The sequence below is a fragment of the Actinomadura sp. 6N118 genome (assembly GCF_044326415.1).
Taxonomy (GTDB): Bacteria; Actinomycetota; Actinomycetes; order Streptosporangiales; family Streptosporangiaceae; genus Spirillospora.
This window is the reverse complement of sequence record NZ_JBIRAZ010000005.1, coordinates 263,389-286,160: the sequence shown is the minus strand read 5'-3', so window position 1 is coordinate 286,160 and position 22,772 is coordinate 263,389. Positions and strand designations below refer to the sequence as shown.

At 68.9% G+C, this 22,772-nt stretch carries 26 protein-coding genes; 10 read left to right on the top strand and 16 right to left on the bottom strand.

What is annotated here, in order from left to right; all coding sequences use genetic code 11:
- Window positions 1–10: 10 nt before the first annotated feature.
- The 4 genes from ACH34W_RS14925 to ACH34W_RS14910 all read right to left on the bottom strand — a co-directional run bounded on the left by ACH34W_RS14925 (window position 11) and on the right by ACH34W_RS14910 (window position 2,270).
- Entirely contained in the window at window positions 11–238 is a 228-nt protein-coding gene (locus ACH34W_RS14925; RefSeq protein ID WP_395961450.1) for a hypothetical protein, read from the bottom strand.
- A gap of 62 nt (window positions 239–300) precedes the next feature.
- Complete coding sequence (locus tag ACH34W_RS14920) at window positions 301–648, bottom strand: hypothetical protein (RefSeq protein ID WP_395961449.1); 348 nt, start codon at window positions 646–648, stop codon at window positions 301–303.
- Window positions 645–1,151, bottom strand: coding sequence for an Asp23/Gls24 family envelope stress response protein (locus ACH34W_RS14915; RefSeq protein ID WP_395961721.1), 507 nt, complete (start codon window positions 1,149–1,151; stop codon window positions 645–647). Before ACH34W_RS14915 ends, ACH34W_RS14920 begins: the two co-directional genes overlap by 4 nt.
- Window positions 1,152–1,418: 267 nt before the next feature.
- Window positions 1,419–2,270 carry a DUF72 domain-containing protein gene (locus tag ACH34W_RS14910; RefSeq protein WP_395961448.1) on the bottom strand — a complete coding sequence of 284 codons (852 nt, stop codon included), beginning with the start codon at window positions 2,268–2,270 and terminating at the stop codon, window positions 1,419–1,421.
- A gap of 171 nt (window positions 2,271–2,441) precedes the next feature.
- On the opposite strand from ACH34W_RS14910, the gene ACH34W_RS14905 reads away from it, so the two are divergent.
- A complete protein-coding gene (locus tag ACH34W_RS14905) occupies window positions 2,442–3,581 on the top strand; it encodes a protein kinase (protein ID WP_395961447.1) in 1,140 nt (379 codons plus the stop codon).
- A 27-nt stretch (window positions 3,582–3,608) separates the two neighbouring features.
- Here ACH34W_RS14905 and ACH34W_RS14900 read toward each other — a convergent pair whose 3' ends face one another.
- Window positions 3,609–3,806: a hypothetical protein gene (locus ACH34W_RS14900; protein WP_395961446.1), complete on the bottom strand. Its 198-nt coding sequence runs from the start codon at window positions 3,804–3,806 to the stop codon at window positions 3,609–3,611.
- Between the two features lie 165 nt (window positions 3,807–3,971).
- A complete protein-coding gene (locus tag ACH34W_RS14895) occupies window positions 3,972–4,832 on the bottom strand; it encodes an SAM-dependent methyltransferase (RefSeq protein WP_395961445.1) in 861 nt (286 codons plus the stop codon).
- A gap of 56 nt (window positions 4,833–4,888) precedes the next feature.
- On the opposite strand from ACH34W_RS14895, the gene ACH34W_RS14890 reads away from it, so the two are divergent.
- Complete coding sequence (locus ACH34W_RS14890; protein ID WP_395961444.1) at window positions 4,889–6,247, top strand: cytochrome P450; 1,359 nt, start codon at window positions 4,889–4,891, stop codon at window positions 6,245–6,247.
- Window positions 6,248–6,253: 6 nt separating this feature from the next.
- Here ACH34W_RS14890 and ACH34W_RS14885 read toward each other — a convergent pair whose 3' ends face one another.
- On the bottom strand, window positions 6,254–7,138 hold the full coding sequence (locus ACH34W_RS14885; RefSeq protein ID WP_395961443.1) for an NAD(P)-dependent oxidoreductase: 885 nt from the start codon (window positions 7,136–7,138) through the stop codon (window positions 6,254–6,256).
- A 171-nt stretch (window positions 7,139–7,309) separates the two neighbouring features.
- Between ACH34W_RS14885 and ACH34W_RS14880 the strand changes: the two genes are divergently transcribed.
- Window positions 7,310–8,614: an SUKH-4 family immunity protein gene (locus ACH34W_RS14880; RefSeq protein ID WP_395961442.1), complete on the top strand. Its 1,305-nt coding sequence runs from the start codon at window positions 7,310–7,312 to the stop codon at window positions 8,612–8,614.
- 4 nt (window positions 8,615–8,618) lie between these two features.
- On the opposite strand, the gene ACH34W_RS14875 is transcribed toward ACH34W_RS14880, so the two are convergent.
- The gene (locus tag ACH34W_RS14875; RefSeq protein ID WP_395961441.1) at window positions 8,619–9,119 is read right to left on the bottom strand and encodes a hypothetical protein; all 501 of its coding nucleotides are present in this window, start codon (window positions 9,117–9,119) and stop codon (window positions 8,619–8,621) included.
- Between the two features lie 51 nt (window positions 9,120–9,170).
- Between ACH34W_RS14875 and ACH34W_RS14870 the strand changes: the two genes are divergently transcribed.
- Complete coding sequence (locus ACH34W_RS14870) at window positions 9,171–9,971, top strand: ArsR family transcriptional regulator (RefSeq protein ID WP_395961440.1); 801 nt, start codon at window positions 9,171–9,173, stop codon at window positions 9,969–9,971.
- Window positions 9,968–10,351, top strand: a complete 384-nt coding sequence (locus ACH34W_RS14865) for a VOC family protein (protein ID WP_395961439.1) — start codon at window positions 9,968–9,970, stop codon at window positions 10,349–10,351. Before ACH34W_RS14870 ends, ACH34W_RS14865 begins: the two co-directional genes overlap by 4 nt.
- A gap of 103 nt (window positions 10,352–10,454) precedes the next feature.
- On the opposite strand, the gene ACH34W_RS14860 is transcribed toward ACH34W_RS14865, so the two are convergent.
- Window positions 10,455–11,741 carry an MFS transporter gene (locus tag ACH34W_RS14860; RefSeq protein ID WP_395961438.1) on the bottom strand — a complete coding sequence of 429 codons (1,287 nt, stop codon included), beginning with the start codon at window positions 11,739–11,741 and terminating at the stop codon, window positions 10,455–10,457.
- Between the two features lie 46 nt (window positions 11,742–11,787).
- Entirely contained in the window at window positions 11,788–13,290 is a 1,503-nt protein-coding gene (locus ACH34W_RS14855; RefSeq protein ID WP_395961437.1) for an FAD-dependent oxidoreductase, read from the bottom strand.
- 127 nt (window positions 13,291–13,417) lie between these two features.
- Between ACH34W_RS14855 and ACH34W_RS14850 the strand changes: the two genes are divergently transcribed.
- Both ACH34W_RS14850 and ACH34W_RS14845 read left to right on the top strand, forming a co-directional pair.
- Window positions 13,418–13,786, top strand: a complete 369-nt coding sequence (locus ACH34W_RS14850; RefSeq protein ID WP_395961436.1) for a metalloregulator ArsR/SmtB family transcription factor — start codon at window positions 13,418–13,420, stop codon at window positions 13,784–13,786.
- Window positions 13,787–13,888: 102 nt separating this feature from the next.
- Window positions 13,889–14,518, top strand: coding sequence for a S1 family peptidase (locus tag ACH34W_RS14845; RefSeq protein ID WP_395961435.1), 630 nt, complete (start codon window positions 13,889–13,891; stop codon window positions 14,516–14,518).
- On the opposite strand, the gene ACH34W_RS14840 is transcribed toward ACH34W_RS14845, so the two are convergent.
- From ACH34W_RS14840 to ACH34W_RS14825, 4 genes are read right to left on the bottom strand one after another with little or no spacing between them, the layout of a single operon-like run.
- A complete protein-coding gene (locus ACH34W_RS14840; RefSeq protein WP_395961434.1) occupies window positions 14,491–15,183 on the bottom strand; it encodes an NUDIX domain-containing protein in 693 nt (230 codons plus the stop codon). The two genes, ACH34W_RS14845 and ACH34W_RS14840, sit on opposite strands and share 28 nt — an antisense overlap.
- A complete protein-coding gene (locus ACH34W_RS14835) occupies window positions 15,180–15,557 on the bottom strand; it encodes a hypothetical protein (protein WP_395961433.1) in 378 nt (125 codons plus the stop codon). Before ACH34W_RS14835 ends, ACH34W_RS14840 begins: the two co-directional genes overlap by 4 nt.
- A 35-nt stretch (window positions 15,558–15,592) precedes the next feature.
- Window positions 15,593–16,378, bottom strand: coding sequence for a DeoR/GlpR family DNA-binding transcription regulator (locus tag ACH34W_RS14830; RefSeq protein WP_395961432.1), 786 nt, complete (start codon window positions 16,376–16,378; stop codon window positions 15,593–15,595).
- A 58-nt stretch (window positions 16,379–16,436) separates the two neighbouring features.
- Window positions 16,437–16,637 carry a hypothetical protein gene (locus ACH34W_RS14825; protein WP_395961431.1) on the bottom strand — a complete coding sequence of 67 codons (201 nt, stop codon included), beginning with the start codon at window positions 16,635–16,637 and terminating at the stop codon, window positions 16,437–16,439.
- Between the two features lie 53 nt (window positions 16,638–16,690).
- Here ACH34W_RS14825 and ACH34W_RS14820 point away from each other — a divergent pair, with 53 nt between their 5' ends.
- Both ACH34W_RS14820 and ACH34W_RS14815 read left to right on the top strand, forming a co-directional pair.
- On the top strand, window positions 16,691–18,154 hold the full coding sequence (locus ACH34W_RS14820; RefSeq protein WP_395961430.1) for a hypothetical protein: 1,464 nt from the start codon (window positions 16,691–16,693) through the stop codon (window positions 18,152–18,154).
- A gap of 233 nt (window positions 18,155–18,387) precedes the next feature.
- Window positions 18,388–19,770 (top strand): RNA-guided endonuclease InsQ/TnpB family protein, encoded by a 1,383-nt coding sequence (locus ACH34W_RS14815; protein WP_395961429.1) that lies wholly within the window; start codon window positions 18,388–18,390, stop codon window positions 19,768–19,770.
- Here ACH34W_RS14815 and ACH34W_RS14810 read toward each other — a convergent pair.
- Window positions 19,767–20,654 (bottom strand): TIGR03620 family F420-dependent LLM class oxidoreductase, encoded by an 888-nt coding sequence (locus ACH34W_RS14810; RefSeq protein WP_395961428.1) that lies wholly within the window; start codon window positions 20,652–20,654, stop codon window positions 19,767–19,769. The two genes, ACH34W_RS14815 and ACH34W_RS14810, sit on opposite strands and share 4 nt — an antisense overlap.
- Window positions 20,655–20,768: 114 nt before the next feature.
- On the bottom strand, window positions 20,769–21,617 hold the full coding sequence (locus ACH34W_RS14805) for a helix-turn-helix transcriptional regulator (protein WP_395961427.1): 849 nt from the start codon (window positions 21,615–21,617) through the stop codon (window positions 20,769–20,771).
- A gap of 101 nt (window positions 21,618–21,718) precedes the next feature.
- Here ACH34W_RS14805 and ACH34W_RS14800 point away from each other — a divergent pair, with 101 nt between their 5' ends.
- Complete coding sequence (locus ACH34W_RS14800) at window positions 21,719–22,717, top strand: zinc-dependent alcohol dehydrogenase family protein (RefSeq protein ID WP_395961426.1); 999 nt, start codon at window positions 21,719–21,721, stop codon at window positions 22,715–22,717.
- The last annotated feature ends 55 nt before the right edge of the window (window positions 22,718–22,772 follow it).

Below are 22,772 nucleotides of genomic sequence, written 5' to 3'. Positions count from 1 at the left end.
CAAATCCCCCTTAGTTCAGCTTGCGAGAACGTCGCCGGCGGCGACGCTCCAGCCATCGTTGGAATGCCCCGTTGGGCCCTCTCCGCCGGCGTACGACGGTCACCCGGCCGTGCGCCTGCGCGGCGGACACGGGACGACGCCGGCGGAGACCCGCGGCGAACGCCTCCGGATCGCCGCCCGCGTCAGGGTGGTCGGCGCGGATCCAGGCGCGGAAGGCGGCCTTGTCCTTGCTGCTCATCGTGCGTCAACCCGTCTGCGTCAACCCGTCTGCGTCAGCTCGTCTGCGTCAACTCGTTCGGGTCAGCGCCGTCCGTCGTCCACGACGACATCTCCCACGATCACGTGCACAGATCGTTCGCCTGCCAACGGCGCGATCGTCGCGGCGACCGCCTCCGCGGTCTGGAAGACGGGCCGCTCCAGCGTCGTGACCAGGCACACCACGACCTCGTCGTCGTGCACGGCCACCCCGCGCAACGGCGACCCGCGCCGGTAGGTGACGATGTTCCCCCACTCGTTGTTCCCCGGCTCGTTCGCGCACAGGTCCACCACACCGGGGCACCGGACGGCCGCCGCCGCGACGCGTTCGGCGAGTTCCCCGTCGCCCGGCGTGCCGGTGGAGCCGGAGGCCGGAGCCTCGACCGACGTCATTGGACCCGTGATTCCCTGGGCTTGTCCGAGCCGCGGGACGAGCCCGGGTCGTCGTTCCCGTCCTGCTCGGGCAGGTGGATGTCGTCCACGGTGATGTTGACCTCGACGACGTCCAGCCCGCACATCTGCTCGACCGAGCGGATGATGTTCTCGCGAACGGCACCGGCGAGCCTCGGGATCGCCACCCCGTACTCCACGACCACGTCGATGTCGACGGCCGCCTGACGCTCGCCGACCTCGACGGCCACGCCCTGCGAGACGCTCTTGGTCATGCCCGGGATGTGCTCGCGCATCGAGCCGAGCGTGCGACCCATGCCGGCCCCCAGGGCATGCACTCCGCCGACCTCCCGGGCCGCCATCCCCACGATCTTGGCGACGACGCCGTCGGCGATCGTGGTGCGTCCCTGCTGAGCGACCAGCGCCCCGCCGTCCTTCGTGCGTGTGCCCGGCGGGGACGGGCTCTGCCCGTCCTCCTTGGACGGGCTCGACGCCGACTCGGTCACCGGCTGGCGCGGGACGTCGGTCCTGGAGTCGGTCCTGGAACGGTCTCTGGTCGTGGTCTTCCCGTTGCCGTGACTCACGATCCTCCCCCGATCGGTCTGTGAGCGTGAAGCATGGATGACTGGGTTCATACCCGCGATAGCCGTAATATGACGCCACTGGTAAAGAATGGCCGAATTTGCACCAGCACACCGTCGATTTGTGCTCACTGTGACGTTTGTGCTGGTGAGCAGCCTGGATGGCTGACCGTTCAGAGCATTCCCATTAACTCAGAAGAGGGTCGGCGGCTCAGCTGGAATGGGCTCGGGCAGTGGCTCGACTTCCGGCACTTGTTCCCGCACTTCCTCGTGGAACCGGCGGGCGAGCGTCAACGCGCCGGCGTTGTCCGGCGTATGGATGAAGACCGTCGGCGACCGGCCCTCGCGAAGCCATTCGGCGACCTGGCCGGCCCAGGGGCGCCAGCCCTCCACCGTGCGCGCCGTGTCGTCACGGCCGAGATAGCGGACGATCGGCTGGTCGGTCAGTGCCGCCGACCGGCGCGGCACCCGGGGCTTCTTCGTCCAGGCGTCCCGTTCGGCGTCGCTGGTCGGCGGGCTCTGGAACATGGTCACGGTGTCGAACGGGATCCACTCGGCGCCGACCTCGGTGAGGAGCCGTTCCAGCCATCCCGCCGACCGTGCGTCCTCGAAGAACGCCCGGTGCCGTACCTCGACCGCCCATCGGTGTGTCCGCGGTTGCCGCCGGAGGAAGGCCGCCAGCGTCCCCAGGTCGGACGGCGCGAACGACCCCGGCAGCTGGATCCAGAGCGCATGGTTGCGCGGTCCGAGGGGCTCGATCGCTGTGAGGAACGCCCGGAGCTCCTCGTCCGCCCCGGTGAGGCGCCGTTCATGCGTGATGGTCTTGGGCAGCTTCACCACGAAGCGGAAGTCCGGATCCGTTTGCTCGGCCCATGACTCCACGGCGTCGCGGCTCGGTGTGGCGTAGAACGTGGTGTTGCCCTCCACCGCGTTGCACCAGCTCGCGTAGGCGCGCAGACGCTCCTTGGGGGAGAGGGGATGGGGCAGCAACCGGCCCTGCCAAGGCGCATGAGCCCACATCGCGCATCCCACGTGAAGCCGCATGGATCCGACGCTATCGAAGCTCCAAGGAGTGGAGAAAATTCTGCGGAAGTCCGGGCCGTGGCGGGTAGTCCAATGTGCCCTGAAAGGCCTCAACGTGACACCTGCCCGGTCGTATGCGCTGACCAGACGTGGGCATGACCGCCCGCGTTGGGCCTCGGACGTGGAGAGATCGTGCACAGACTGGCGGTTCCGGAGCAGGTGCTGGCAGGTCGCTACCGGTTGATCGAGCAGGTGGGCCGCGGCGGTACGGCCGAGGTCTGGCGTGCGACGGACCAGCAGCTCGGACGTCCCGTCGCGGTCAAGATCGTTGAGATGCCCGGACAGGTGTGGCACGAGGCCAGGCACAGCGCCGGGCTCGTCCATCCCAACGTCGTGGAGATGCTCGACGCCGGGGGCGAGGACGGCCGGTTGTTCATGGTCATGGAGTGGGTGGCCGGATGTGACCTGGCTGTGGCGTTGCGCGAAGGTGAGATGTTCCCGCCGCGGCGCGTGGCCGAGGTCGGCGCGCAGGCGGCACGGGCCCTGGAGGCCACTCACGCGCAGGGAATCGTGCACCGTGACGTGAAGCCGGGCAACCTGCTGCTGGCCGACGACGGCACCGTCAAGCTCGCGGACTTCGGCATCGCCGTCACGGCCGACCGGCCGAGGACCCGATCCGGTCCGTTGATCGGTACGTCCTTGTACGTCTCGCCCGAACAGATCAGGGGCCAGGAGGCAGGACCGGCCAGCGACCTGTACGCGCTGGGTTGCGTGCTGTACGAACTCTCGGCGGGACGTCCGCCCTTCGTCGCTCCCGACACCGAGGAGCTCCTGCGCCAGCACGTAGAAGACGACCCCATCCCGTTGCAGACGGAAGGAGAGCTTGACCGGGTCATCATGGCGCTCCTGGCCAAGGATCCGGCCAAGAGGCCGCCCAGCGCCGGCAACGTTGCCAACGCCCTTGAGACACTGGCCCTGAACCAGGCCACGCAGGTGTTGCCGCCGCCGCCCTCCCGCCTGCGGGCGCGCCTGAGCGACCCCCTGAAAGCCGCCGCAGTCGCGGCCCTGGTCGTCGTCGCCGCCGTGCTCGCCACCGTGACGGTCGTCGAGACGAGCGCGCCCGGCAGCACCCCCGCGCCGACACTGACCATCCCGTCCCCGGCGCCGAGCTCCCAGGCGCCGAGCTCCCAGGCGCCGAACTCCCAGGTCCCGAATTCCCAGGCCCCGAGCCCTCCGCCGAAGTCGGCCCAGTTGGTCCCGCCCGCGGCGGACTCACAGCCTCCCGGCCACTCAAAAGGCCAGAAGAAAAAGGACAAGAAGGGCCCGAGGTAGTTACCTGCAGGTAGTTCTTGGAGGCGGTTACTTGCTCGGCTGCGGGGTCTTGCAAGAGATCTTCGGATTGACACCGATGTAATTCAGCGGCCCGGCCACGATGGTCACCGCGACCGTCGCCACGTTCGAGCAGTCGGCGTCGGAGTCGTCGAAGTAGTGGCGCTGCCCGGCGGCCAGCGCGCCGATCACCAGCCAAATGATGAGCACTGCCGTTCCGAGACGCATCGCCACCTCCGGCGGCCGGCCACTGGGGCGTGAATACCTTTCACATCGTCGAACGAGACGACTGTGCCCCATGTATTCAAGGACAAACCCGTTCGACGGAGGCCGGACAGCGTCACTCCAGGTCACCCCAGGTCAGTCACCCAGGTCGTCCCAGGTCGCTCCCGGCTAGTCGAGCTTGCGGCCGACGCCCGCGTAGCACCACTGGCGGTCGGCGCCGGGCGGAAGGGTCGCGCCCGGCCGGGGACGCCACAGCGACAGCGTGGTCAAACCCGGGTCCACCAGCTCGAATCCGTCGAACAGCCGCGTGACCTCCGCGTGGCTGCGCAGGGTGATCTGGGACGTGGCCTTCTCGTACACCGCGCCGGCGTCGCGGACGCGGCGGTCGGCGTCGAAGTCGGCGGTCACGTGCGAGACCGTCAGATAGCTCCCGGGCGCCATGGCGTCGTGCAGCCGCGTCGCTATCCCGGGAGGATCGTCCTCATCGCCGATGAAGTGCAGCACCGCCAGCATCAGCACGGCGATCGGCTCGTTGAAGTCGATGAGCGCGCGCGCCTCGGGGTCATCCAGGATGTCGTCGACGCGCCGGGCGTCGCCCTGGATGGCGGCGACCCCCGGCGTGCAGGCGAGGATCGCCCGCCCGTGGGCCAGCACTATCGGGTCGATGTCGACGTACAGGACGCGCGAGTCAGGGGCGATGCGGTGGGCGATCTCGTGCACGTTGCCCTGGGTGGGCAGGCCGGAGCCGATGTCGACGAACTGCCGGACCCCTGACTCGGCCAGGAATCGCACCGCCCGTCCCAGGAAGGCACGGTTTTCTCGCGCCATGAACGGTGTGTCGGGCGCGAAACGGACGACCTCGTCGACGGCTGCGCGATCGGTGGCGTAGTTGTCCTTACCGCCCAAGAGGTAGTCGTACATCCGCGCGACGTTCGGTGTCCGCAGATCGACCATGTCCAATGTCCACTCCCGGCCGCCGCGATGGGCGGCTTCCAAATGCCAGTCATATCGGTAAATACCTGAGAGCATGCAAGCACAGCACCTACCCCGGTACAACCGAATCAAATACGACGCGAGAGAGTGTCATGCCACGCGACGGTATTGCCCCAGCCCAGATTCCCGGTCCGCCCGCGGAGGGCGGCGTCGAAGCCATCGTGGCGGCGGGGGGTCTGCACAACTACCAGCTGCAGTTGCACGCCGAGTACGGACCGGTGGTGCGCTTCCCGCTGCCCGGCGCGGATCTGGCGGTGTCGGTCGCCGATCCGCTTCTGCTGGAGGCCACGGCAAAGATCAACAAGCGGCCGGAGAAGCTCTTCGAGTTCCTGACCCCGCTGCAGGAGTCGGGCAACCTGCAGACGATCCCGGCCGACGAGCACGTGCCGTGGCGCAAGGTGATGCTCTCGGTGCTGGCCGGCCGTCCCTCGCACGAGGCGCACTTCGCGCGCTTCACCGAGCTGACGACCGAGATGGCCGATCGCTGGGCGGGACTGGCGTCGCCGGTCGAACTGCAGAAGGACCTGAGCGAGCTCTCGCTGCGCATGATCTGTGAGTACGCCCTGGGCAGCGGCCTTGAATCCGAGGAGTCCGCCGGGCGGGTCGTGTCGGCGTTCGAGGACCTCCTCACCGAATACCTGGGGCGGCTGTACCAGCTGGAGACGCCGGGCACCGAGGAGGAACGCGCCGCCCGTGCCGAGCAGGCGCTGACGTATCTGCGCGCGACCGTCGACCAGGTGATCGCAGCCCACGGGGAACGCGGGGAGGCCGATCGCAGCGACGCTGACCGCAGTGACCTGGTTGCGGCCCTGGCCGCCTCGGGGGAGTCCCCGGCGCGGATCCGCGACACGGTGCTGATGACCCTGCTGGCCGCCCACCACACCACCGGCGTCGCCATCTCCTGGACGCTCTACCTGCTGGCCCGGCACCCGGACGTGGCCAAGCGCGTCGCCGACGAGGTGGACGTGGTCCTGGGCGACCGCGCCGTACCCGAGTACGGCGATCTCAAGAGGCTGACCTACCTGGACATGGTGCTCAGGGAGGCGATGCGGCTGTACCCGCCGGGGCCGTACGGCGCGCGCGAGGCGACCGAGGACCTGGTGCTCGGCGAATACACCGTTCCCGCAGGCACGACCATCTTTTATCCGTTCTGGGCCGTGCACATGAACCCCGACTACTGGCCCGACCCGGAGGTGTTCGACCCCGACCGGTTCACACCGGAGGCGTCCGCGGGGCGCCCCCGATTCGCCTACATCCCGTTCGGGCTGGGACCCCGCAGTTGCGAGGGTGCCGGCCTGGCGATGGTCGAGGCCGAACTCGTCCTCTCGACCCTCCTCAAACGACTCGACTTCCAGCTTGTGTCCGAGCAGACGATTCAACCCATCGAACGTTTCGTCCTGTGGGCGGCCGAAGACATCCGCATGAACCTGACCCCGCGCAGCCAGGGCTAGAGCAGGCTAGGGCTTGCGGAACTGCTCGATCAGGACGGTGTAGCCGTCGCCGCCCTGCCCGGCGGCGACGGCCCGGTCGGCCAGGGCCTTGACGAACCTGGGAAGCTCGGCGTTGACGCCCAGCGACTCGCTCTCGTGGATGACGTGCTCCATCGCGTCCACGTGAGTGTCGAGCGTGGAGTCGAACCCCGGGTAGGTGCCCTCTTCGATCTGCTGCGCGTAGCCGTCCAGCCAGCCGGTCACGGTCCCGATCAACGTCTTCACCAGCGGGGTGAACGCCGTGGCCGGCACACCCGCCGTCCCGACCAGCGCGGCGCCGTGCAGGAAGCCGTTCAGAATGCTCCACATCATGGTCAGCACAGCCACGTCGTGCAGCGACGCCAGGCCCGGGTCGTCGCCGAGGTGCATCGTCCCTGCGGCGAGGCTCCGCAGCGTCGGCTCGTGCAGCTCGAAGGTCGCCCGGGGCCCGCTGTAGATGATGGCCCCGTCCCCGGCGTCGATGCCCGCAGGGACGGCCAAGATGGCGCCGTCGAGGTAGTCGCTGCCGCGCCCCGCCGCCCACTCGGCGGTCTCACGTGCCTGAGCCGAGGTCCCGGAGGTCAGGTTCACCAGCACCCGGCCGTCCAGGACCTCACCCAGCGGGTCGAGCAGCCCGTGCACGGCGTCGTAGTCCGAGACGCAGATGACCACCAGCGGGCTGGCCGCGACAGCGTCGCTCACTGAGCCGGCGAGCGTGGCCCCTTGCGCGACAAGCTGCTCGGCCTTCGCGGCCGTGCGGTTCCACACGGTCGTGGGGTGCCCGGCGCGCACGAACGCGCCGGCGAGCGCCTGGCCCATCAGTCCAAGACCGATGACCGTCACAGGCGTACGGCCGACAATGCGATTCTCCATCAAGTCCCCCTCAAGTGGGTTCGGCGCTGATGGCAGAATCATCAACCTTCATACCGGTATGAAGGTCAAGCGCCGGATCGATTCAAGATCGCGAATATTGGTGATCTCCGGACGGGGATGTGGTCCGTCACCTACGGTGACACGCCGTGCCCCTATCTGGAGAGGAATGCGATGGTCACGCGTGCGGAGCTGCTCGAAGCCTTCGGCGAAGAGGACGTCGTCACCCTCGAGCCTGAGGCAGGCCGGGAGATGGACCTGTCGGAGGGCGATCTGGCTCTGCTGACCGAGGTCGGGTTGCCGCGGTTCGCGGGCGGGCTCTTCACGACGGACCTGCCGGACGACTTCCTGGAGCTGTTCTCCACAGAGCGGCTCCCGGATCCGGAAAGCGGGGACACGCAGATCGTGACCCTCGGCGGGATCACGAGGGACGACGACGCGCGATACTTCCTCGACACCGGCAAGGGATGGGTCGTCCTGTTCACGCCCGGCGACGCTCCTGGCGAGGCTCAGACGGAGGTCGTGAACAGCACGCTCGAAGCCTTCACCGAGTTCGTCTACGAATTCGGCCGCTATCTCAACGGGCCGGAGGCGGAGTCTCCTTCTGAAGACAGGGCCCGGCTCGTCGAGCTGGGCGCGCTCCTCAAGGAACACGACCCCGACGCCTTCAGGCACCCGCACTGCTGGTGGGCGATGGCGATCGATCAGTTCACCAGGAACGCCGCGCGGCGCGAACGTGCCGCCTCGCCTGCCCGCTCGCAGAGCGACGCGTTCGACAGGGCACTGGACCGGCTGATCGACGAAGGCTGGCAGCTCGTCGAGCCCGGTCGTTTCGCGGAGGAGGTCGAGACGAGCGGGCTGCTGTGCCCGCCGGCGGACTTCTCAGACGCGTTCTCGTCGGACGGCGCTCTCATCGGCGATGTCGCCCTCTCCTGGAGGGGCGGGCTCACGTCGAGCATCCAGTCGGCCTTCGCCCGCGAGGGCCTCGTGGTCTCCGTCCCGGGACAGGGCCAGGACGATGTCGACATGTTGGAGGACATGGACGAGGAGGAGCGGGCGCGGTACTACGACGCCACCATGGAAGCGCTCCTGGCTGCCGCTCACGGTCCGTACAAGCCGGAGGAGGGCACCGTGACCTGCCTGGCGACCGAGGCCGCCTCCGACCTCTGCCGGATCGTGAAGGCGTTCGACCGCCTCGCCGCGCAGGGCTACTACGCCGAGCCGGCCCTCTGGCCCACGACGTCGGGCTGCTGGGAGCAGGTGCATGCGCGGACCGAGAGCGGGCAGTCGCCGAAGACGGTCTTCTGGAACACCCAGAGCCACGACTCCGACTTCAACGCCCGTGGTGACCTCATCGAGGACCTGCATGTGCACTGGGCGGGAGATCGCGATCTGATCGCGGAGGCACTGGCGGAGACCGGGCTCAAGGTGCGGGTTCCCGGAGATGACGGGACCACGTTCATCCTGTCCCCGGCGTAGAGGCTCAGGGCTCGTGCGGGGGGAGCAGGGACGAGTACCTCGCCCGGCGGTGGTTGAAGTGTGCGAGGTAGTACGTCCTGCCCTCGAACTCGACCTCCATCGGGGGCGGGTTTGGCACCCAGTGCCATCGCCGGTCGTCGAACTCGGCCTCGATGCCGCGTGCGTTCAGGTCCGCTGCCCAGCCGGCCGCGCGCTCCTCGGAGTCGAACACCATCTGATCCCCTGACTCGGACAGCAGCCGGTGGACCGTCGGGCTGTAGATCGCCTTGGCGCGGGCGTGTTCGAGGTGGCGTGACTCGATGATGATCCGGATATACCGGTGGCTGCCCCGATGCCGGCCGACCACGTACAGCCGCTCGCCGCCGTCGCCGCAGAACGGCAACGACACCCATACCTTGGCGCCACCGGCGAAATGTTTGAGGCCGCGCCGGACCTCGAGGTCCGGCCCGGCGAGCCGTTCCTGGACGATGTTCGCCACGACGCCCCAGCCGAGCAACTCCTCCATCTTGCGGATGCTAATACCTGTGGCACCCGGCATATCCATCAAACTGTTTTGATGTATTCTGTGGACATGGTGCCCTCGGGTCAGCCGGCCCCGGCGTTCGTGCGCATGGCCGCCCATCCACTGCGGTGGCGGCTGCTGACCGTGCTGAGCACCGGCGACTACCGGGTCCGTGAGCTCGTCGAGCTGCTCGGCCAACCGCAGAACCTGATCTCCTACCACCTGCGGCTGCTTCGCGGCAGCGGGCTCGTCACCTCGCACCGGAGCAGCTTTGACGCCCGCGACAGCTACTACCACCTCGATCTGGAACGCTGCGCGGAAGCGCTGACCGCCGCCGGTATCGCCCTGCACCCCGCCCTGCGCCTCGATCCCGCCCCGCCACCTGCCGCGGTCACCCGGTCGCCCCGGCCTCGGGTGCTGTTCGCGTGCACCGGCAACAGCGCCCGCTCACCGGTAGCCGAGGCCCTGCTGCGCCATCGCACCAGGGGCCACGTGGAGGTGACCAGCGCCGGCAGCCATCCCAGACCGGCCATGCATCCCAACGCCGTGCTGGTCCTGCGCGAGCATTACGGCATCGACATCGGCGACCAGCGACCGCGCCACCTGGACACGGTGGCCCGGCACCGTTTCGACCATCTGATCAGCCTGTGCGACAAGGTCCGCGAGGTCCGCCACGAGTTCAGCGATCATTCGAGGCTGATCCACTGGAGCATCCCCGACCCGGCTGCCGCCAGTGACACCGCCGGCTACCCCGCGTTCAAGCACATGGCGGAGGAGATCGACACCCGTATCCGTTACCTGCTGCCCGTACTTGCAGAGAACCAGGAGACAAAGGACAAGGAGACACAGCCATGACGACGACCGACGAGCTCGCCAGCGTCCGCTACATCGTCGACGACGTGGGCGAAGCTGTTCGCTTCTACACCGACCACCTCGGCTTCACCCTGCACAGCAACCCCGCGCCCGCCTTCGCCGACGTGGTCCGCGGGCCGCTGCGGTTGCTGCTGTCCGGACCGGCGAGTTCAGGTGCCCGTGCCACGCCCGATGACTCCGCCACGCCAGGCCGCAACCGCATCCATCTCGTCGTCGACGACCTCGACGCCGAGATCGACCGGCTGCGCCCGGCCGGGCTGTCGTTCTGCGGCGATGTGGTCGCAGGTCCCGGCGGACGCCAGATTCTCCTCACCGACCCGGCTGGCAACCTCGTCGAACTGTTCGAACCCGCTTCCCGCTGAGCCGGTCAGGAGCCCTTCGGGGCCAGAACGGCGTCGACAGGCAGTTCGCTGAGCTCGGCGTCGTAGCGCGAGCGCGGTAGCGCGAGGCTGTGAGTTGCGTGGATCAGGTCGAGCTGTTGGTGGTGATCGCTGGGAGGGGCCGGGCGGGCTGCGGGAGGCGTGTCGAGGTGCGGAGGCGGCCGGTGGTGAGGAGGCCGGCGGTGGCGGTGGCGCAGGCGGCGGCGACGCCGATCATGACGGGGGTGTACGAGCCGGTGGCGCCCAGGAGGACTGCCGCGCCGAGTGGGGCGAGTGCCTTGGCGAGCGTGAGCGGGAGGGTGAGCAGGCCGGAGATGGTGGCGTAGGCGGTGGTGCCGTATTGCGCGGCGACCAGGGCGGGCCGGGCGATGGTGGCGACACCGAAGCCCAGACCGAGGGCGAGGACGCAGATGACGGCGGCGACGGCGTTGCGGCCGGTGAGCGGGAGGGTGAGCGCGGCGAGGGCTTGGAGGGCGAAGACCGCGGCGACCACGGTGGTGGGGGAGCGGTGGCGTTGGGCGGCGGTGGTGGCCAGGCGGCCGGTGACCGACAGGATGCCGATGAGGCCGGTGACGGTGGCGGCGAACGCGGCGGGGTGGCCCAGGTCGAGCAGGTAGGCGACGAGGTGGACGCCGACGACGGCGACGGCTGCCGAGTGGGCGACGAAGGCCACGACCAGGGTCCAGAACACCGGATCGCGGAGAGCGGCGTGGGCGATTGCGGAGCGTTCGGCGTCGGTGGTCTTGCTTAGGGCCGGCGTGGTGGACGACTTGGCGCCGTCGGGGTGCAGGCCCAGGTCTGCCGGGTGGCGGCGGATGAGGGCGTGCAGCGGGATGGTGATCGTTCCGTGGATGACGGCGAGGACGAGCAGCGTTGTGCGCCAGCCGTAGGTGTCGGCGAGCCAGCCGGTGAGCGGCATGAAGATGGTGCTGGCGAATCCGGCGACGACGGTGATGGCCAGGAGCGCGGTGGCGCGGCGCTGGTGGAACCAGGTGACGACGACGGCGAACGCCGGTTCGTAGAGGACCATCGAGAAGGTCAGGCCAAGGCCCGCGAAGACCAGGTAGAGCTGGGTGAGGGAGTCGACCGCGGCCCAGGCGGCGACCAGCAGTGTGGCGGCGATGGAGCCGGTTGTCATCAGGGCGCGTCCGCCGTGCCGGTCGAGATGGCGGCCGATGGGGACCGCGGCGACGGCGCTGACCAGGAGGGCCAGGGTGAGTGCACCGGTGACCTGGGTCGACGTGGCGTCCAGGCTGCGGCGCATCGGAGTGAGGATGACCGCGAAAGCGTAATACAGGACGCCGTAGCCGACGGTCTGGCTGATGGCCAGCGCACTGACGATCCACCACCCATAGAACATCCGCCGTGACACAGCTCCGCTCCGGCCGGAGACGGCCGGAGCGGAGCCGCGACGGGGTTCACCCACAGCATCCACCGGTCGAGGTGGAGGCCTCGGTGAGGACGAGGGGCTGGGCGAGCAGACCGCCGCTGATGCCGGTGGCCAGGCCCGCGGGCGTACCGGCGGGAGCGAGGTTGTTGGACGAGCAGACGCCGGTCTCGGGCAGTTCGAGTTCGACGTTGCGGGCCGCGTCCCAGTCTCCGGCGAGCGCCGCGACGACAGAGCGGGCCTGTTCGTAGCCGGTGGCCAGCAGGAACGTGGGGGCGCGGCCGTAGCTCTTGACGCCGATCGCGTAGTAGCCGTTTTCGGGATGGGTGAGTTCGTCGACGCCGTGCGGCGGGACGGTGCCGCAGGAGTGCTGGTTGGGGTCGATCAGCGGTGCGAGGGCCGGGGTGGTGCCCAGCAGTGGGTCCAGCTGGAGGCGCAGCTCGCTGGCGATGGTGTGGTCGGGCCGGAAGCCGGTGGCACCGACGATCTCATCGACGACGAGCGTCTGCTCGGTGCCGGCCGGGTCGCGGCTGATGACCTCGACGCCGTCGGCGGTGGGCTTGAGGGTGTGGGTGAAGAAGCCGCTGACCAGGGTGATCCGGCCGGTCTCGACCAGGTCGCGGACGCGGGCGCCGAGCGCGCCGCGGGCCGGCAGCTGGTCGGCGTCACCGCCGCCATAGGTACGGGCCGCGGAAGCGCCGCGGATGGCCCAGGTGATACGGGTGTCGGGCGCGTCCTGTGTGAGCTCGGCGAGGGCGAGCAGCGTGGTGGCGGCCGAGTGGCCGGCACCGACGACCAGGGTGTGCTTGCCCGCGAACCGCTTGCGGTCGGCGCCCAGGACATCGGGCAGTGCGTGGGTGATGCGGTCGGCGGCCCCAGCCTCACCGTAGGCGGGCAGACCGGCCGCGCCCAGCACGTTCGGCTTGGTCCAGGTGCCCGAGGCGTCGATCACAGCGCGGGCGCGCAGCTCTTCGCCGGTGGAGAGGCGCAGCAGGAACGGGACGTCGTCGCGGCCCGAGCTGCGGAGGCGGTCGTAGCCGTTCCGGGTGATCGCCTCGACCCCGACGCCCAGGCGCAGCCGGGAGGCGATCTGGGGGAGGGCGGCCAGCGGGCGCAGGTAGGACTCGATCAGGTCGCGGCCCGTGGGCAGCCGGTCGAGGTCCGGGACGGCCCAGCCGGTGGCTTCCAGGAGGCGACGGCCGGCCGGGTCGGTGTCGTACCGCCACGGGCTGAACAACCGTACGTGCGCCCACTCGGAGATCGAGGCGCCGACCTGGTCGCCGGCCTCCAGGAGGACGAAGTCGAGGTCGCGCTCGGCCAGTTGCGCGGCGGCGGCCAGGCCGACCGGTCCGGCGCCGATGACCGCGACCGGCAGCGACTCCTCGGCGTTCAGGCAACCGCAGCCGGCGTCGCTCTTGGCCTGCTCCACGGTCTTGGCCGGGTCGAGGGCCTGCTCGTTCGAGCCGCAGCACGAGCTGACCCCGCAGCACGCCCCGTCAGCGGCTTGCGCCTCGGTGTTGAGATCCCTGTCCATGGTCGGTCTCCTTCATCATGCCAAGTGGTCGTCGTGGTTCGGAATGAGAAGCGCGATCCTTGTTTCGACATCTGTCTAAGTAGTGCTCAGGTTGCATCAGTGGATAGATGGATGTCAAATTAGATCCATGTCAAAGCTGAGGGACCTTGAGATCACCGACGTCAGCTGCTGCCCCCCGTTGACGGGCACCGTGATGTCGGAGACCGAGGCGGCCGAACTCGCCAAGGTGTTCAAGGCCATCGCCGACCCCGTACGCCTGCGGCTGCTGAACATGATCGCGGCGCATGAGAGCGGCGAGGCCTGCGTGTGCGACCTGACCGACGCGTTCGAGCTGACCGCCCCGACCATCTCCCACCACCTCAAGGTCCTTCGCCAGGCCGGCCTGATCGAGGGTGAACGACGCGGAACCTGGGTGTACTACCGGGCCGTTCCCGAGGCACTGTCTCGGCTGTCGGGACTGTTCACGCCTCAGGCTCTGGTGTCCACCGGGATCTGATGCCATCCAGGTCCGCTCCGCAGGTGGCCGGATCCGGTGATGGATCGGGCTCCGATTATGTGATTTCAATGACGGGGAGGCCCCCGACCCCTGGGAGAACCGATGATCCGGACTCTCCTCGTTCTCGCCGCGTTGTTCTTGGCGCCGGTGCCGCATGCGACGGCTGCGGCGGTCTACGACGTCCGGGGCGGTGATTCCTTCACCACGTCACCGGTGTCTGGCCGGTGCACGGTCGGATTCTCGGTCCGGGGCGGCTACATCACCTCGGGGAGGTGCGGCACGCCGGGTGCGACCGCCGTCGGCCACAACGGGGTCGCGCAGGGGACGGTGCAGGCCTCGACCTTCCCCGGAGGCGGCGGCGGATGGGTCAAGACCAACACCAGCTGGCGGCCGCGCGGCCTGGTCAACCGTTACGACGGCACGTTCATGACCGTGCGCGGAGGGCAGCCCGCGCCGGTGGGCTCGGCCGTGTGCATGGCGGGGGCGACCAGTGGCTGGCGGTGCGGGGCGATCCAGGCGCGGAACGTCACCATCAACTTCCCTGAGGGTGCGCTCACCGGGCTGATCCGTACCAGCATCTGTGCCGCGCCCGGTGACCTGGGCGCGCCCCTCATCGCCAACGGGCAGGCACAGGGCATCTTGGTGGGCACCGGAGGCGGCGGTTGCCCCACGTACTTCCAGCCCGTCAACAACGTGCTCTCCGTCTACGGGCTCACCTTGCTGACCGAGTAGCCAGGCACCGTGCGCCGGAACGGGCCATCCAGGGCGGCCCATTGGAGCAGCATGATGGTCTTGGCGTCGGCGATCTGCCCGCTGCGAACCATGCTGAGCGCCTCGGCGAACGGCAGTTCCACGATCGCGATGTCCTCGCCTTCGGTGGCGATGCCTCCCGCGTCGCCGGTGGCGGTTGCCGGGCTGTAGGGGGCGGCGAAGAAGTGCAGGCGTTCGGTCACCGAGCCTGGACTCATGTAGACGTCGAAGACGTGCTCGGTGTCGCCGATGGTGTGTCCGGTCTCCTCGGCCGCTTCCCTGCGGATGGCCTCCTGGGGGCCATCCCCGTCCAGCAGCCCGGCCGGGGTTTCGATGAGCATCCCGTCAGGATGCCCGTTGACGTAGGCCGGGAGACGGAATTGACGCGTCAGCAGCACGGTCTCATGGCCCGTGTTGTAGAGCAGGATGGTCGCGCCGTCACCGCGATCGTAGGTCTCGCGTTGCTCGCGGCTCCAGTGGCCGTCACTGTGCTGGTAGTCGAACGTGGTCTTGCGCAGGACGTACCAGTCGCAGGCGAGCACCTCCACGTCACGGATCCGCACCCGTGGGTTGCGGGTCAGATCGCGGCCGTGCTGGTCCAGGCCGGTGCGTCCACGGCGGTCGGGGGCGTCGATGCCTGCGGTCATCGGGCGGCGGGGACGTCGGTGAGGCCCGTGTAGACGGCCTTGCCCTGCGCCCGGGCCTGGGCCACCATCCGGTCCGCCCCTTCGGAGGGGCCGCCGATGCGCAGCACCGCGTCGCAACGGGACAACAACCGTTCGGCGACGGGATGAAAGATCTCCTGGAAGGCGGCATCTTCTGGACGGGTGCTTCCCGCCGTCTCCAGCAGCGGAAGGGCCAAAGCCTCCCCGGTGACGGGCAGATGCCCGGCGCGGAACAACTTAAGGGCGACCTCGTTCATCGCCTGTACGTTCGCCTCGAGTTTGCGGGGATCGTCGCCGGTACCCGACCGGTAGGGGCCGGCGACGAGGATCATCAGTTCGCGCGGAACGGTGTCCATGACAGGTCACTCCTTGGTGTGCGGCGTCTGGTGGGTCAGGCCAAGAGGATGTCCACACCCGCGTCCCGCAGGGCATCCAAGGTCTGCGGGCCGCCGGGGTGTGTGCCGGCGTCCTCGGCGGCGGTGTCGGTGACGAAGGCGTGCACCGCGCTGAGCGGGGCGACCTGGCTGAACGCGCGTACGCCCAGCTTGGTCGCGTCCGCCACCGTGATGGTGCGGGTGGCCTGGGCGAGTCCGATCCGCTTGACGGCCGCGTCGTCCAGCGAGAACTCCGACCAGCCGTGTTCGGCGTGGACGCCGCCGATGGACATGACGAAGCAGTCGAAGACCAGCGATTCCAGCGTGCGCAGAGCCAGCGGGCCGACCAGCGACCGTTCGCCCGGCCGGGAACGGCCTCCCACGATCAGGAGCTCGATCCCGGGCCGGTCGGCCAGGCGCATCGCCGTCTGCAGGCTGAGCACCGCGACCGTCAACGGCGCCCGGGCTGCCAAGTGCTCTGCGACATGCACCGTCGTGGTCCCCGCGTCCAGCAGAACGCGGGATCCGGGTGTCACCAGTCCGGCCACGGCCGCGCCCAAGCGGTCCTTGGTTGCGGCCTGCCAAGGCTCGCGCGCGGAAAACCCCGCGTCCTCCGCACGTGATCGTGCGGGGACCGCGCCGCCGTGCACTCTGCGGATCAGGCCCTGGTGCTCCAGCGCGTCAAGATCCCTGCGCACGGTCATCTCCGACACACCGAGGCGTTGGGACAGCTCAGACACGGAGACTCGGCCAGAACCCTGCACCAGGCGCAGAGTCAGGTCCAAACGATTGGCGATGCCCACCCGTCCGTTCTAGCACATAATCATGTGCGATCGAACATCAGCATGTGCGAATTGTTGATCATGGTGCGCCGTCCAGCGCGGGTTGCCGGCCGCGGAAAGTGCGCCGGTACGCGTGGGGTGTGGTGCCCAGGTGCCGGATGAAGTGGTGGCGCAGCGTGTCGGCCGACCCGGCGTCCTGTGGCCCTGAGGGGACCAGGCCCGCACCCAACTCGCGGTGCTGGAACAGGCTGCAGGTGAGGCTGCGTGAGTCAAGCGCCAATTGTCGTGTTCGGGGCGGATTGAGGTGGTGACAGCTTGTAGGGTTTTGTGATCATGAAGCTGCGTGGACGGAACGTCGTGTTGTACGGGGACTTCTCGACGCTGGGGAAGGACGAGGCCGTACGCCGGCTGCAGGCGGCCGGGGCCCGGGTGACCGGCGACGTGACCGAGGAGACCGACCTCATCTTCCTCGCGTTCGGCGAACGAGGGCCCATCCCGCGGACCGACACGATGCTGAAGAAGCCGTTCCTCGACGAGGCCGCGCTGGCGGGCATGCTCGAACGGGAGGAAGGCGTCGCGCCGGCTCCTGCGCTGCGGCCGTTTCTGCCTCCGGGTGCGCTGGAGTCAGCGGGTGACGCCGACGCGCTGCGGGCACTGCTCGACGGGGCCGACTGGTCCGCGTTCGTTCCGGAGCGCGACCTTGTGCCGCTGCGGGCTCGTTTGGAGGCCTTGGAGTACGAGGTCGGCGTGGCTGACGTCCATCGGCTGGCCACGCAGCGGCTGGTGGAGACCGGGGCGCGGTTGCTGCATTCGTACGGGCACGATGTGGAGATCGTCGCTCACGCGCTGAGCCCTGACGGGCGTTACCTCGCCACGGGCAGCTGGGTCGGCGACGACTACGACGCGGGTGGGGTCCTGCAGATCTGGGAGGTCGCCAGCGGGCGGTGCGTGCACACCGTGGACGGGGTCATGGGCGGTGTCGGATGGCCCGACTACGCGCGGTCGATCCAGTGGTCGGCTGACTCGTCCCGTGTCGCCGTTGCCCACTGCACCAACATGGTCGGCGTCTGGAACCGCGAGGACGACGAGCCGCTCGCCACGATCGACGTGACGGACGGCAACTCGCGCCCATCGGCGTACGCGCTCTCGCCCGACGGCCGGACCGCCTACTCCCACTGCGGCACCAACGGCGATGGCGGGCTGCAGGGATGCCTGGTCCCGATGGACCGCGGCGTACTGCGCTGGCTCCCCAACCACGTGGACGGCGACCATCCGTACCTGATGGCGCGCAGCCTCCCCGATCGTGTGCGCAGGGCGTTCGACGAAGCCGGCGCACAAGAGGACGACGGCTTCAAGGCCGGGCAGTGGATCGAGAGGCCGGTCTGGTCACCGGACGGCACGCGGCTGTTCGGCTCCAACGCCATCAGCGTGGACGCCGAGACCCGCCAGGTCGTCTGGTACGCGCCCGCCAAGATCGCGGAGCTCAGCCCGGACGGACGGCGAGTCGCCGCGGTCACCCATCGTGGCCTGTTCTTCCGCGACGCGTCCGACGGCCGGATCCTCTGCGGTCCGTTCGCCCTCGGCAAGCCGGGCTCCCTGCACTGGGCTCCCGGCACCGACCGGCTGGCCGTGCTGACTCCCGTGACGTTCGAGGCTCCGCCGTCCGTCCACATCTTCGACGGTGAGCGCCACGTCAGCAGCGTGCCGCTCCTGCATCCCGAGTGGGAGTCCGATGAGCGCTGGACCGGCGACCGCAACCCCTGGGCCTGGGCGCCAGGCGGGGAACGCGCCGCCTGAGCTGGCCGGATCTGGTGATGGGATCGGGATTCTGTGATTTCAACGAGTTCCTTGCGAGGAGTCCTCGTTCTTCGGCTTCAGGGCCGGGAGGAATCGCATCCCCGGCATCCGTGGCGTGCAGGGCCGTGGCAGCAGGGTCGCGGCTGCCCGATCGATGAGCACGGGGCGTGATGTAGGCCACTGTTTAGTGGCATTGAGTGAACGTTTCTGTGCGGGCCGTTACGGTCGGTGTCGTGAAGCTGGTGGTGCAGATCAAGCTGCTGCCGACGCCCGAGCAGGCGGCGGCGCTGGCTGAGACCCTCAACGCGGTCAACGCGACCGCGAATGTGGTGTCCCAGCAAGCGTTCGAGCGTGGGGTGTTCTCCCGTGCCGGGCTGCAGAAGCTGCTGTACGGCGAGGTGAAGGCGCGGGGGTTGTCGGCGCAGCCGGCGTTGCATGTGATCCGCAAAACCGCCGACGCCTACACCACACTGCACGCCCAGATCGAGGCAGGACTGCTGGGCAAGGAGGGCTCGCGGCGGCGGGTCAAAGCCGAGAGCAAGCCGATCGCCTTCCGCCTGGATGCCGCGCAGCCATTCGACGATCGATGCCTGTCGTGGCAGATCGACGCGCGGACGGTGTCGATCTGGACGGTGCGGGGCCGGATGAAGAACGTGACGTTCACTGGCTCGGCGTCCCAGCTGAAAACGTTGGCCGAGCACCGCAAGGGCGAGTCGGACCTGGTGCACCGGGACGGCAAATGGTTCCTGATCGCCACCTGCGAGGTCCCCGAGGCGCCGCTGAATACTGACCCGGTCGACTGGATCGGGGTGGACCGGGGCATCGTCAACCTCGCCACCACCTCCGACGGCGACAATTTCCAGGGCCGCCGCCTGTGCCGGTATCGACGGTGGCAGGCCCGCAAACGCGCCGAACTCCAAGCCAAAGGCACCCGCTCGGCGATCCGCCGCGCCAAGCGGCGGGCTAAGCGGGAGGCGCGGCATGCCGCGCACGTGAACCACAAGATCGCCAAGATGGTGGTGGCCGATGCCCAACGCACCGGTCGCGGTATCGCCCTCGAACAACTCGACGGCATCCGCGAGCGGGTACGGCTCAGGCGGCACCAGCGGGCCACCCACTCATCCTGGCCGTTCCACCAGCTCGGCGAGTTCATCGCCTACAAGGCCCGCCGCACCGGCGTGCCCGTGCTGGAGGTGGATCCGGCCTACACCTCGCAAAGGTGCCCGATCCCATGGTGCGGGCACATCGAACGGGCCAACCGCCCCACACGTGATCAGTTTCGTTGTCGTTGGTGCGGGTTCGCTGGCCCCGCCGACGTCGTCGCCGGGATCAACGTGCGCAACCGCGCACGCTCGGCGTGGGTATTTGTCAGCATGCCCGTCCCCCAACCCCCACCATCAACACGGGATAAGGGAGATGCGACCCCGGCACCGCGGCCAGCCGTGATGGGGAGCGCAATCAGGTGTGACCAGCCGAGCCAGCCCGCCACGGCAGGCCCGGCCGTCCACGGCCAAGAAGCTGACCGGCCGCACGTCCTCGGCGTTCACCGCCCTGTGGGTGGCCCACACCGGCTTCAACCGGGCGCCGTGGTGACCGGGCGGCCAGGGGCGCCTTAGGGCAGGAGCGCCTCGCCGAGCTGGCGCCAGTACGGCATGGCGGATTGGCCTGGTTCGACGCCGATCACCTGCACGCCGACATGGTCGGCGCCCGCGTCGACATGGCCGTGGAGCTTGTTGACGATGGTGTCCAGGTCCCCCCAGAACACGAAGTCGTCGATGAGGCGGTCACTGCCGCCGTTGCTGATGTCCTCCTCCGAGTAACCCAGGCGGCGGAACTTGGCGACGTTGAACTTGCCGTTGAGGTAGACGTCCATGTGCTCGCGCGCGATCGCGCGGGCCTTGCCGGGGTCGGCCTCGAACAGCACAGCGTGCTCGACGCCCAGGAACGCGTCCGGTCCCAAGATCTCCCGCGCCTGCGCGGTGTGCGCCACGTTGACCTTGTAGCAGTGGGCGCCGGCCGAGCGGTCGCGGGCCAGCTCGAGCATCTTGGGCCCGTACGCGGCCAGGATCCGGCGCATCGGGGTCTTCGGCGCGGGGTTGGGCGTCTTGAGCGCGCTCAGCTCGTCGAGCTCGTCGAGGTATTTGGTCATGGCCGCCATGGGCGTCGTGCCGGGACGGTCGTTGCCGCCGAATCCGAGGCCCAGCACATGCCGGTTGGGATATGCGTCCGCCAGCAGGAGGGCGGCGCCCTGCGTCCACATGGCCTCGCGCGACCAGATCTTCGCGATGCCGTTGACGATGTGCATCCGTTCAGTGGAGGCGAGCAGAAAACCGGCGAGCGTGAGCGCCTCGCGCCCGAGCAGCTCGGGAACCCAGAACGCCTTCCAGTCTTGCTCCTCGAGCTCCTGGATCGACTCGCGCATCTGCGCGGCCGGCTGGAACTCGAAGTCGAACGTCCAGACCCCGAACGTCCCGAGGTCGAGCCCGTCAATGCTGCCCATCGAACATCCTTCATACGCGTCGCCGATCAGAACACATCGAAGTATCGCAGATTTACGATGTGAGTGCCGAAGTGCATGCGGTACCAGCGCGGCGCATCTAGATCGATCTGCGGGTCACCTGGGGCTCGCGGTGAGGTCCTGGGTGCCGATGACCTTGAGGAGCCGCAACGCCTCGAATGAGGGCGAGCCGGGTTCGGCCGTGTAGAGGATCAGGCGCTGGTCGCGGTCGGAGATGCTCAGCATCTCGCAGCACAGGACAAGCGGACCGACCTGTGGATGGTCGATGTTGGTGCACATGGTGCGCTGGGCACCGACCTCGTGATCAGCCCACAGCTCCGCGAACTCGGCGCTGCCGTCGAGCAGCTCCGCGACCAACTCGGAGATCTCCAAGGCGCCGGGGTAGCGCGCCGAGGCCGCTCGCAGATCCGAGACGATGTCCCTGGCATAACGCTCGGTCCGGGGTACGCCGAAACCCGGTTTCGTCCCGCCGTCCAGAAAGACATGGCGGGCCAGATTGCGCTCCTTCGGCGCGAGCGCGGAAAAGTCGGTGATGAGCGCGGCGCCCAGGTCGTTCCAGGCGAGCACCTCGAACTTCGCATCGATGATCAGCGCCGGGATGGCGTCGAGCCTGTGGAGCATCTGCAGCATGCCCGGACTGACATCGCCGCGCGGCCCGGCAGTCCCGTCCGGCAACTCGCCCGCCAGATGGTAGAGATGCGTGCGTTCGTCACCCGACAGGCACAAGGCCTGGGCCAGCCCTGCCAGCACCTGCCTGGATGGATGAGGGCCACGGCTCTGCTCCAGCCGCGTGTAGTAGTCCACCGAAATGGCGGCCAGGACCGCGACCTCCTCGCGGCGGAGCCCCGGCGTGCGGCGTCGCCGCCCCGCAGGCAGCCCGACATCTGCTGGCCGCAGCCGTTCCCGTCGGGTGCGGAGGAACGCGGCGAACTCATCCTTGTCCACCGCACCAGCTTGCCAGGCGGTCCCATCCGCAGACAGGGATCGCCAGTCCCTGGCTAAGCCGACTCTGCCATCGGTCCCGTGAGCCCTCCAGCCTGATCGGTATGACAACGAACGAGATGGCTCGCGCAGTGTTGTTCCACGAGACCGGCGGACCCGAGGTCCTGCAGGTCGAGAACGTCCAGATCGGCGATCCCGGCCGCGAAGAGGTGCGCATCCGGATCGACGCGATCGGACTCAACCGTGGCGAGGCGCTGTTCCGCTCCGGCGCCTACTGGCTCGCGCCCAAGCTCCCCTCGTCCCGCCTGGGCCACGAGGCCGCCGGGGTGATCGAGGCCGTAGGCGAGGACGTTCACCACGTCAAGGTCGGAGACCCGATCAGCACCGTCACGATCAGCGACATGTCGGCGCACGGCATCTACGGCGATCGTGCCATCGTTCCCGCATCCGAGGTGATCGAGCGTCCCACCGGCATCGACGCGGTGACCGGAGCGGCCACGTGGCTGGCGTACACCACCGCCTACGGCGCTCTGGTCGAAGTCGGCCGACTGCGCCCGGGCGCCACGGTGCTCATCACGGCCGCCGCCGGCGCGGTCGGAATCGCCGCCATCCGCATCGCGAACCACCTCGGCGCGATTCCCATCGCCACCACACGCGACGCGACCAAGCACGTGCGGCTGGCCGAACTCGGAGCCGCGCACGTCGTCCCCGCCGACCACGTCCTCAAGGAGGTCCAGGCACTGACCGACGGGCGCGGTGCCGACCTCGTCCTCGACGCCATTGCCGGTCCCGGCCTGGAGACCCTCGCCCAGTCAGTCGCTCCCAACGGCACCCTGATCGTCACGTCCAACCTCGACCCGACGCCCACGCCGCTGCCATGGACCTGGCCCCTCGATCTCCGCAAGTACGCCAACCCGATGTTCTACGGTGCTGATCCGGCGCGAATGGAACGAGCCCGCCGCTTCATCACCGCCGGCCTGGACACGGGCGCCTTCGCCCCCGTGGTAGACCGCACCTTCGACCTCACCGAGATCGTCGAAGCCCACCGCCACCTGGAGTCCAACACCCACATCGGCAAGGTGGTCGTCGAAGTGCAGCACTAGGCCGCCGGTGCCGTACGACATTCACCAAGCTCAGAGGCCCCGCCGCACCACGCAG

What these genes read in the sequence shown, in the direction of transcription:
- ACH34W_RS14925 (WP_395961450.1), bottom strand. Translation starts at nt 238, where the DNA reads ATGAGCAGCAAGGACAAGGCCGCCTTCCGCGCCTGGATCCGCGCCGAC.
- ACH34W_RS14870 (WP_395961440.1), top strand. Translation starts at nt 9,171, where the DNA reads ATGTATTCTGTGGACATGGTGCCCTCGGGTCAGCCGGCCCCGGCGTTC.
- ACH34W_RS14920 (WP_395961449.1), bottom strand. Translation starts at nt 648, where the DNA reads ATGACGTCGGTCGAGGCTCCGGCCTCCGGCTCCACCGGCACGCCGGGC.
- ACH34W_RS14875 (WP_395961441.1), bottom strand. Translation starts at nt 9,119, where the DNA reads ATGGAGGAGTTGCTCGGCTGGGGCGTCGTGGCGAACATCGTCCAGGAA.
- ACH34W_RS14810 (WP_395961428.1), bottom strand. Translation starts at nt 20,654, where the DNA reads ATGGGCAGCATTGACGGGCTCGACCTCGGGACGTTCGGGGTCTGGACG.
- ACH34W_RS14900 (WP_395961446.1), bottom strand. Translation starts at nt 3,806, where the DNA reads ATGCGTCTCGGAACGGCAGTGCTCATCATTTGGCTGGTGATCGGCGCG.
- ACH34W_RS14890 (WP_395961444.1), top strand. Translation starts at nt 4,889, where the DNA reads ATGCCACGCGACGGTATTGCCCCAGCCCAGATTCCCGGTCCGCCCGCG.
- ACH34W_RS14840 (WP_395961434.1), bottom strand. Translation starts at nt 15,183, where the DNA reads ATGACCGCAGGCATCGACGCCCCCGACCGCCGTGGACGCACCGGCCTG.
- ACH34W_RS14865 (WP_395961439.1), top strand. Translation starts at nt 9,968, where the DNA reads ATGACGACGACCGACGAGCTCGCCAGCGTCCGCTACATCGTCGACGAC.
- ACH34W_RS14855 (WP_395961437.1), bottom strand. Translation starts at nt 13,290, where the DNA reads ATGGACAGGGATCTCAACACCGAGGCGCAAGCCGCTGACGGGGCGTGC.
- ACH34W_RS14820 (WP_395961430.1), top strand. Translation starts at nt 16,691, where the DNA reads ATGAAGCTGCGTGGACGGAACGTCGTGTTGTACGGGGACTTCTCGACG.
- ACH34W_RS14800 (WP_395961426.1), top strand. Translation starts at nt 21,719, where the DNA reads ATGACAACGAACGAGATGGCTCGCGCAGTGTTGTTCCACGAGACCGGC.
- ACH34W_RS14910 (WP_395961448.1), bottom strand. Translation starts at nt 2,270, where the DNA reads ATGCGGCTTCACGTGGGATGCGCGATGTGGGCTCATGCGCCTTGGCAG.
- ACH34W_RS14835 (WP_395961433.1), bottom strand. Translation starts at nt 15,557, where the DNA reads ATGGACACCGTTCCGCGCGAACTGATGATCCTCGTCGCCGGCCCCTAC.
- ACH34W_RS14895 (WP_395961445.1), bottom strand. Translation starts at nt 4,832, where the DNA reads ATGCTCTCAGGTATTTACCGATATGACTGGCATTTGGAAGCCGCCCAT.
- ACH34W_RS14880 (WP_395961442.1), top strand. Translation starts at nt 7,310, where the DNA reads ATGGTCACGCGTGCGGAGCTGCTCGAAGCCTTCGGCGAAGAGGACGTC.
- ACH34W_RS14850 (WP_395961436.1), top strand. Translation starts at nt 13,418, where the DNA reads ATGTCAAAGCTGAGGGACCTTGAGATCACCGACGTCAGCTGCTGCCCC.
- ACH34W_RS14845 (WP_395961435.1), top strand. Translation starts at nt 13,889, where the DNA reads ATGATCCGGACTCTCCTCGTTCTCGCCGCGTTGTTCTTGGCGCCGGTG.
- ACH34W_RS14885 (WP_395961443.1), bottom strand. Translation starts at nt 7,138, where the DNA reads ATGGAGAATCGCATTGTCGGCCGTACGCCTGTGACGGTCATCGGTCTT.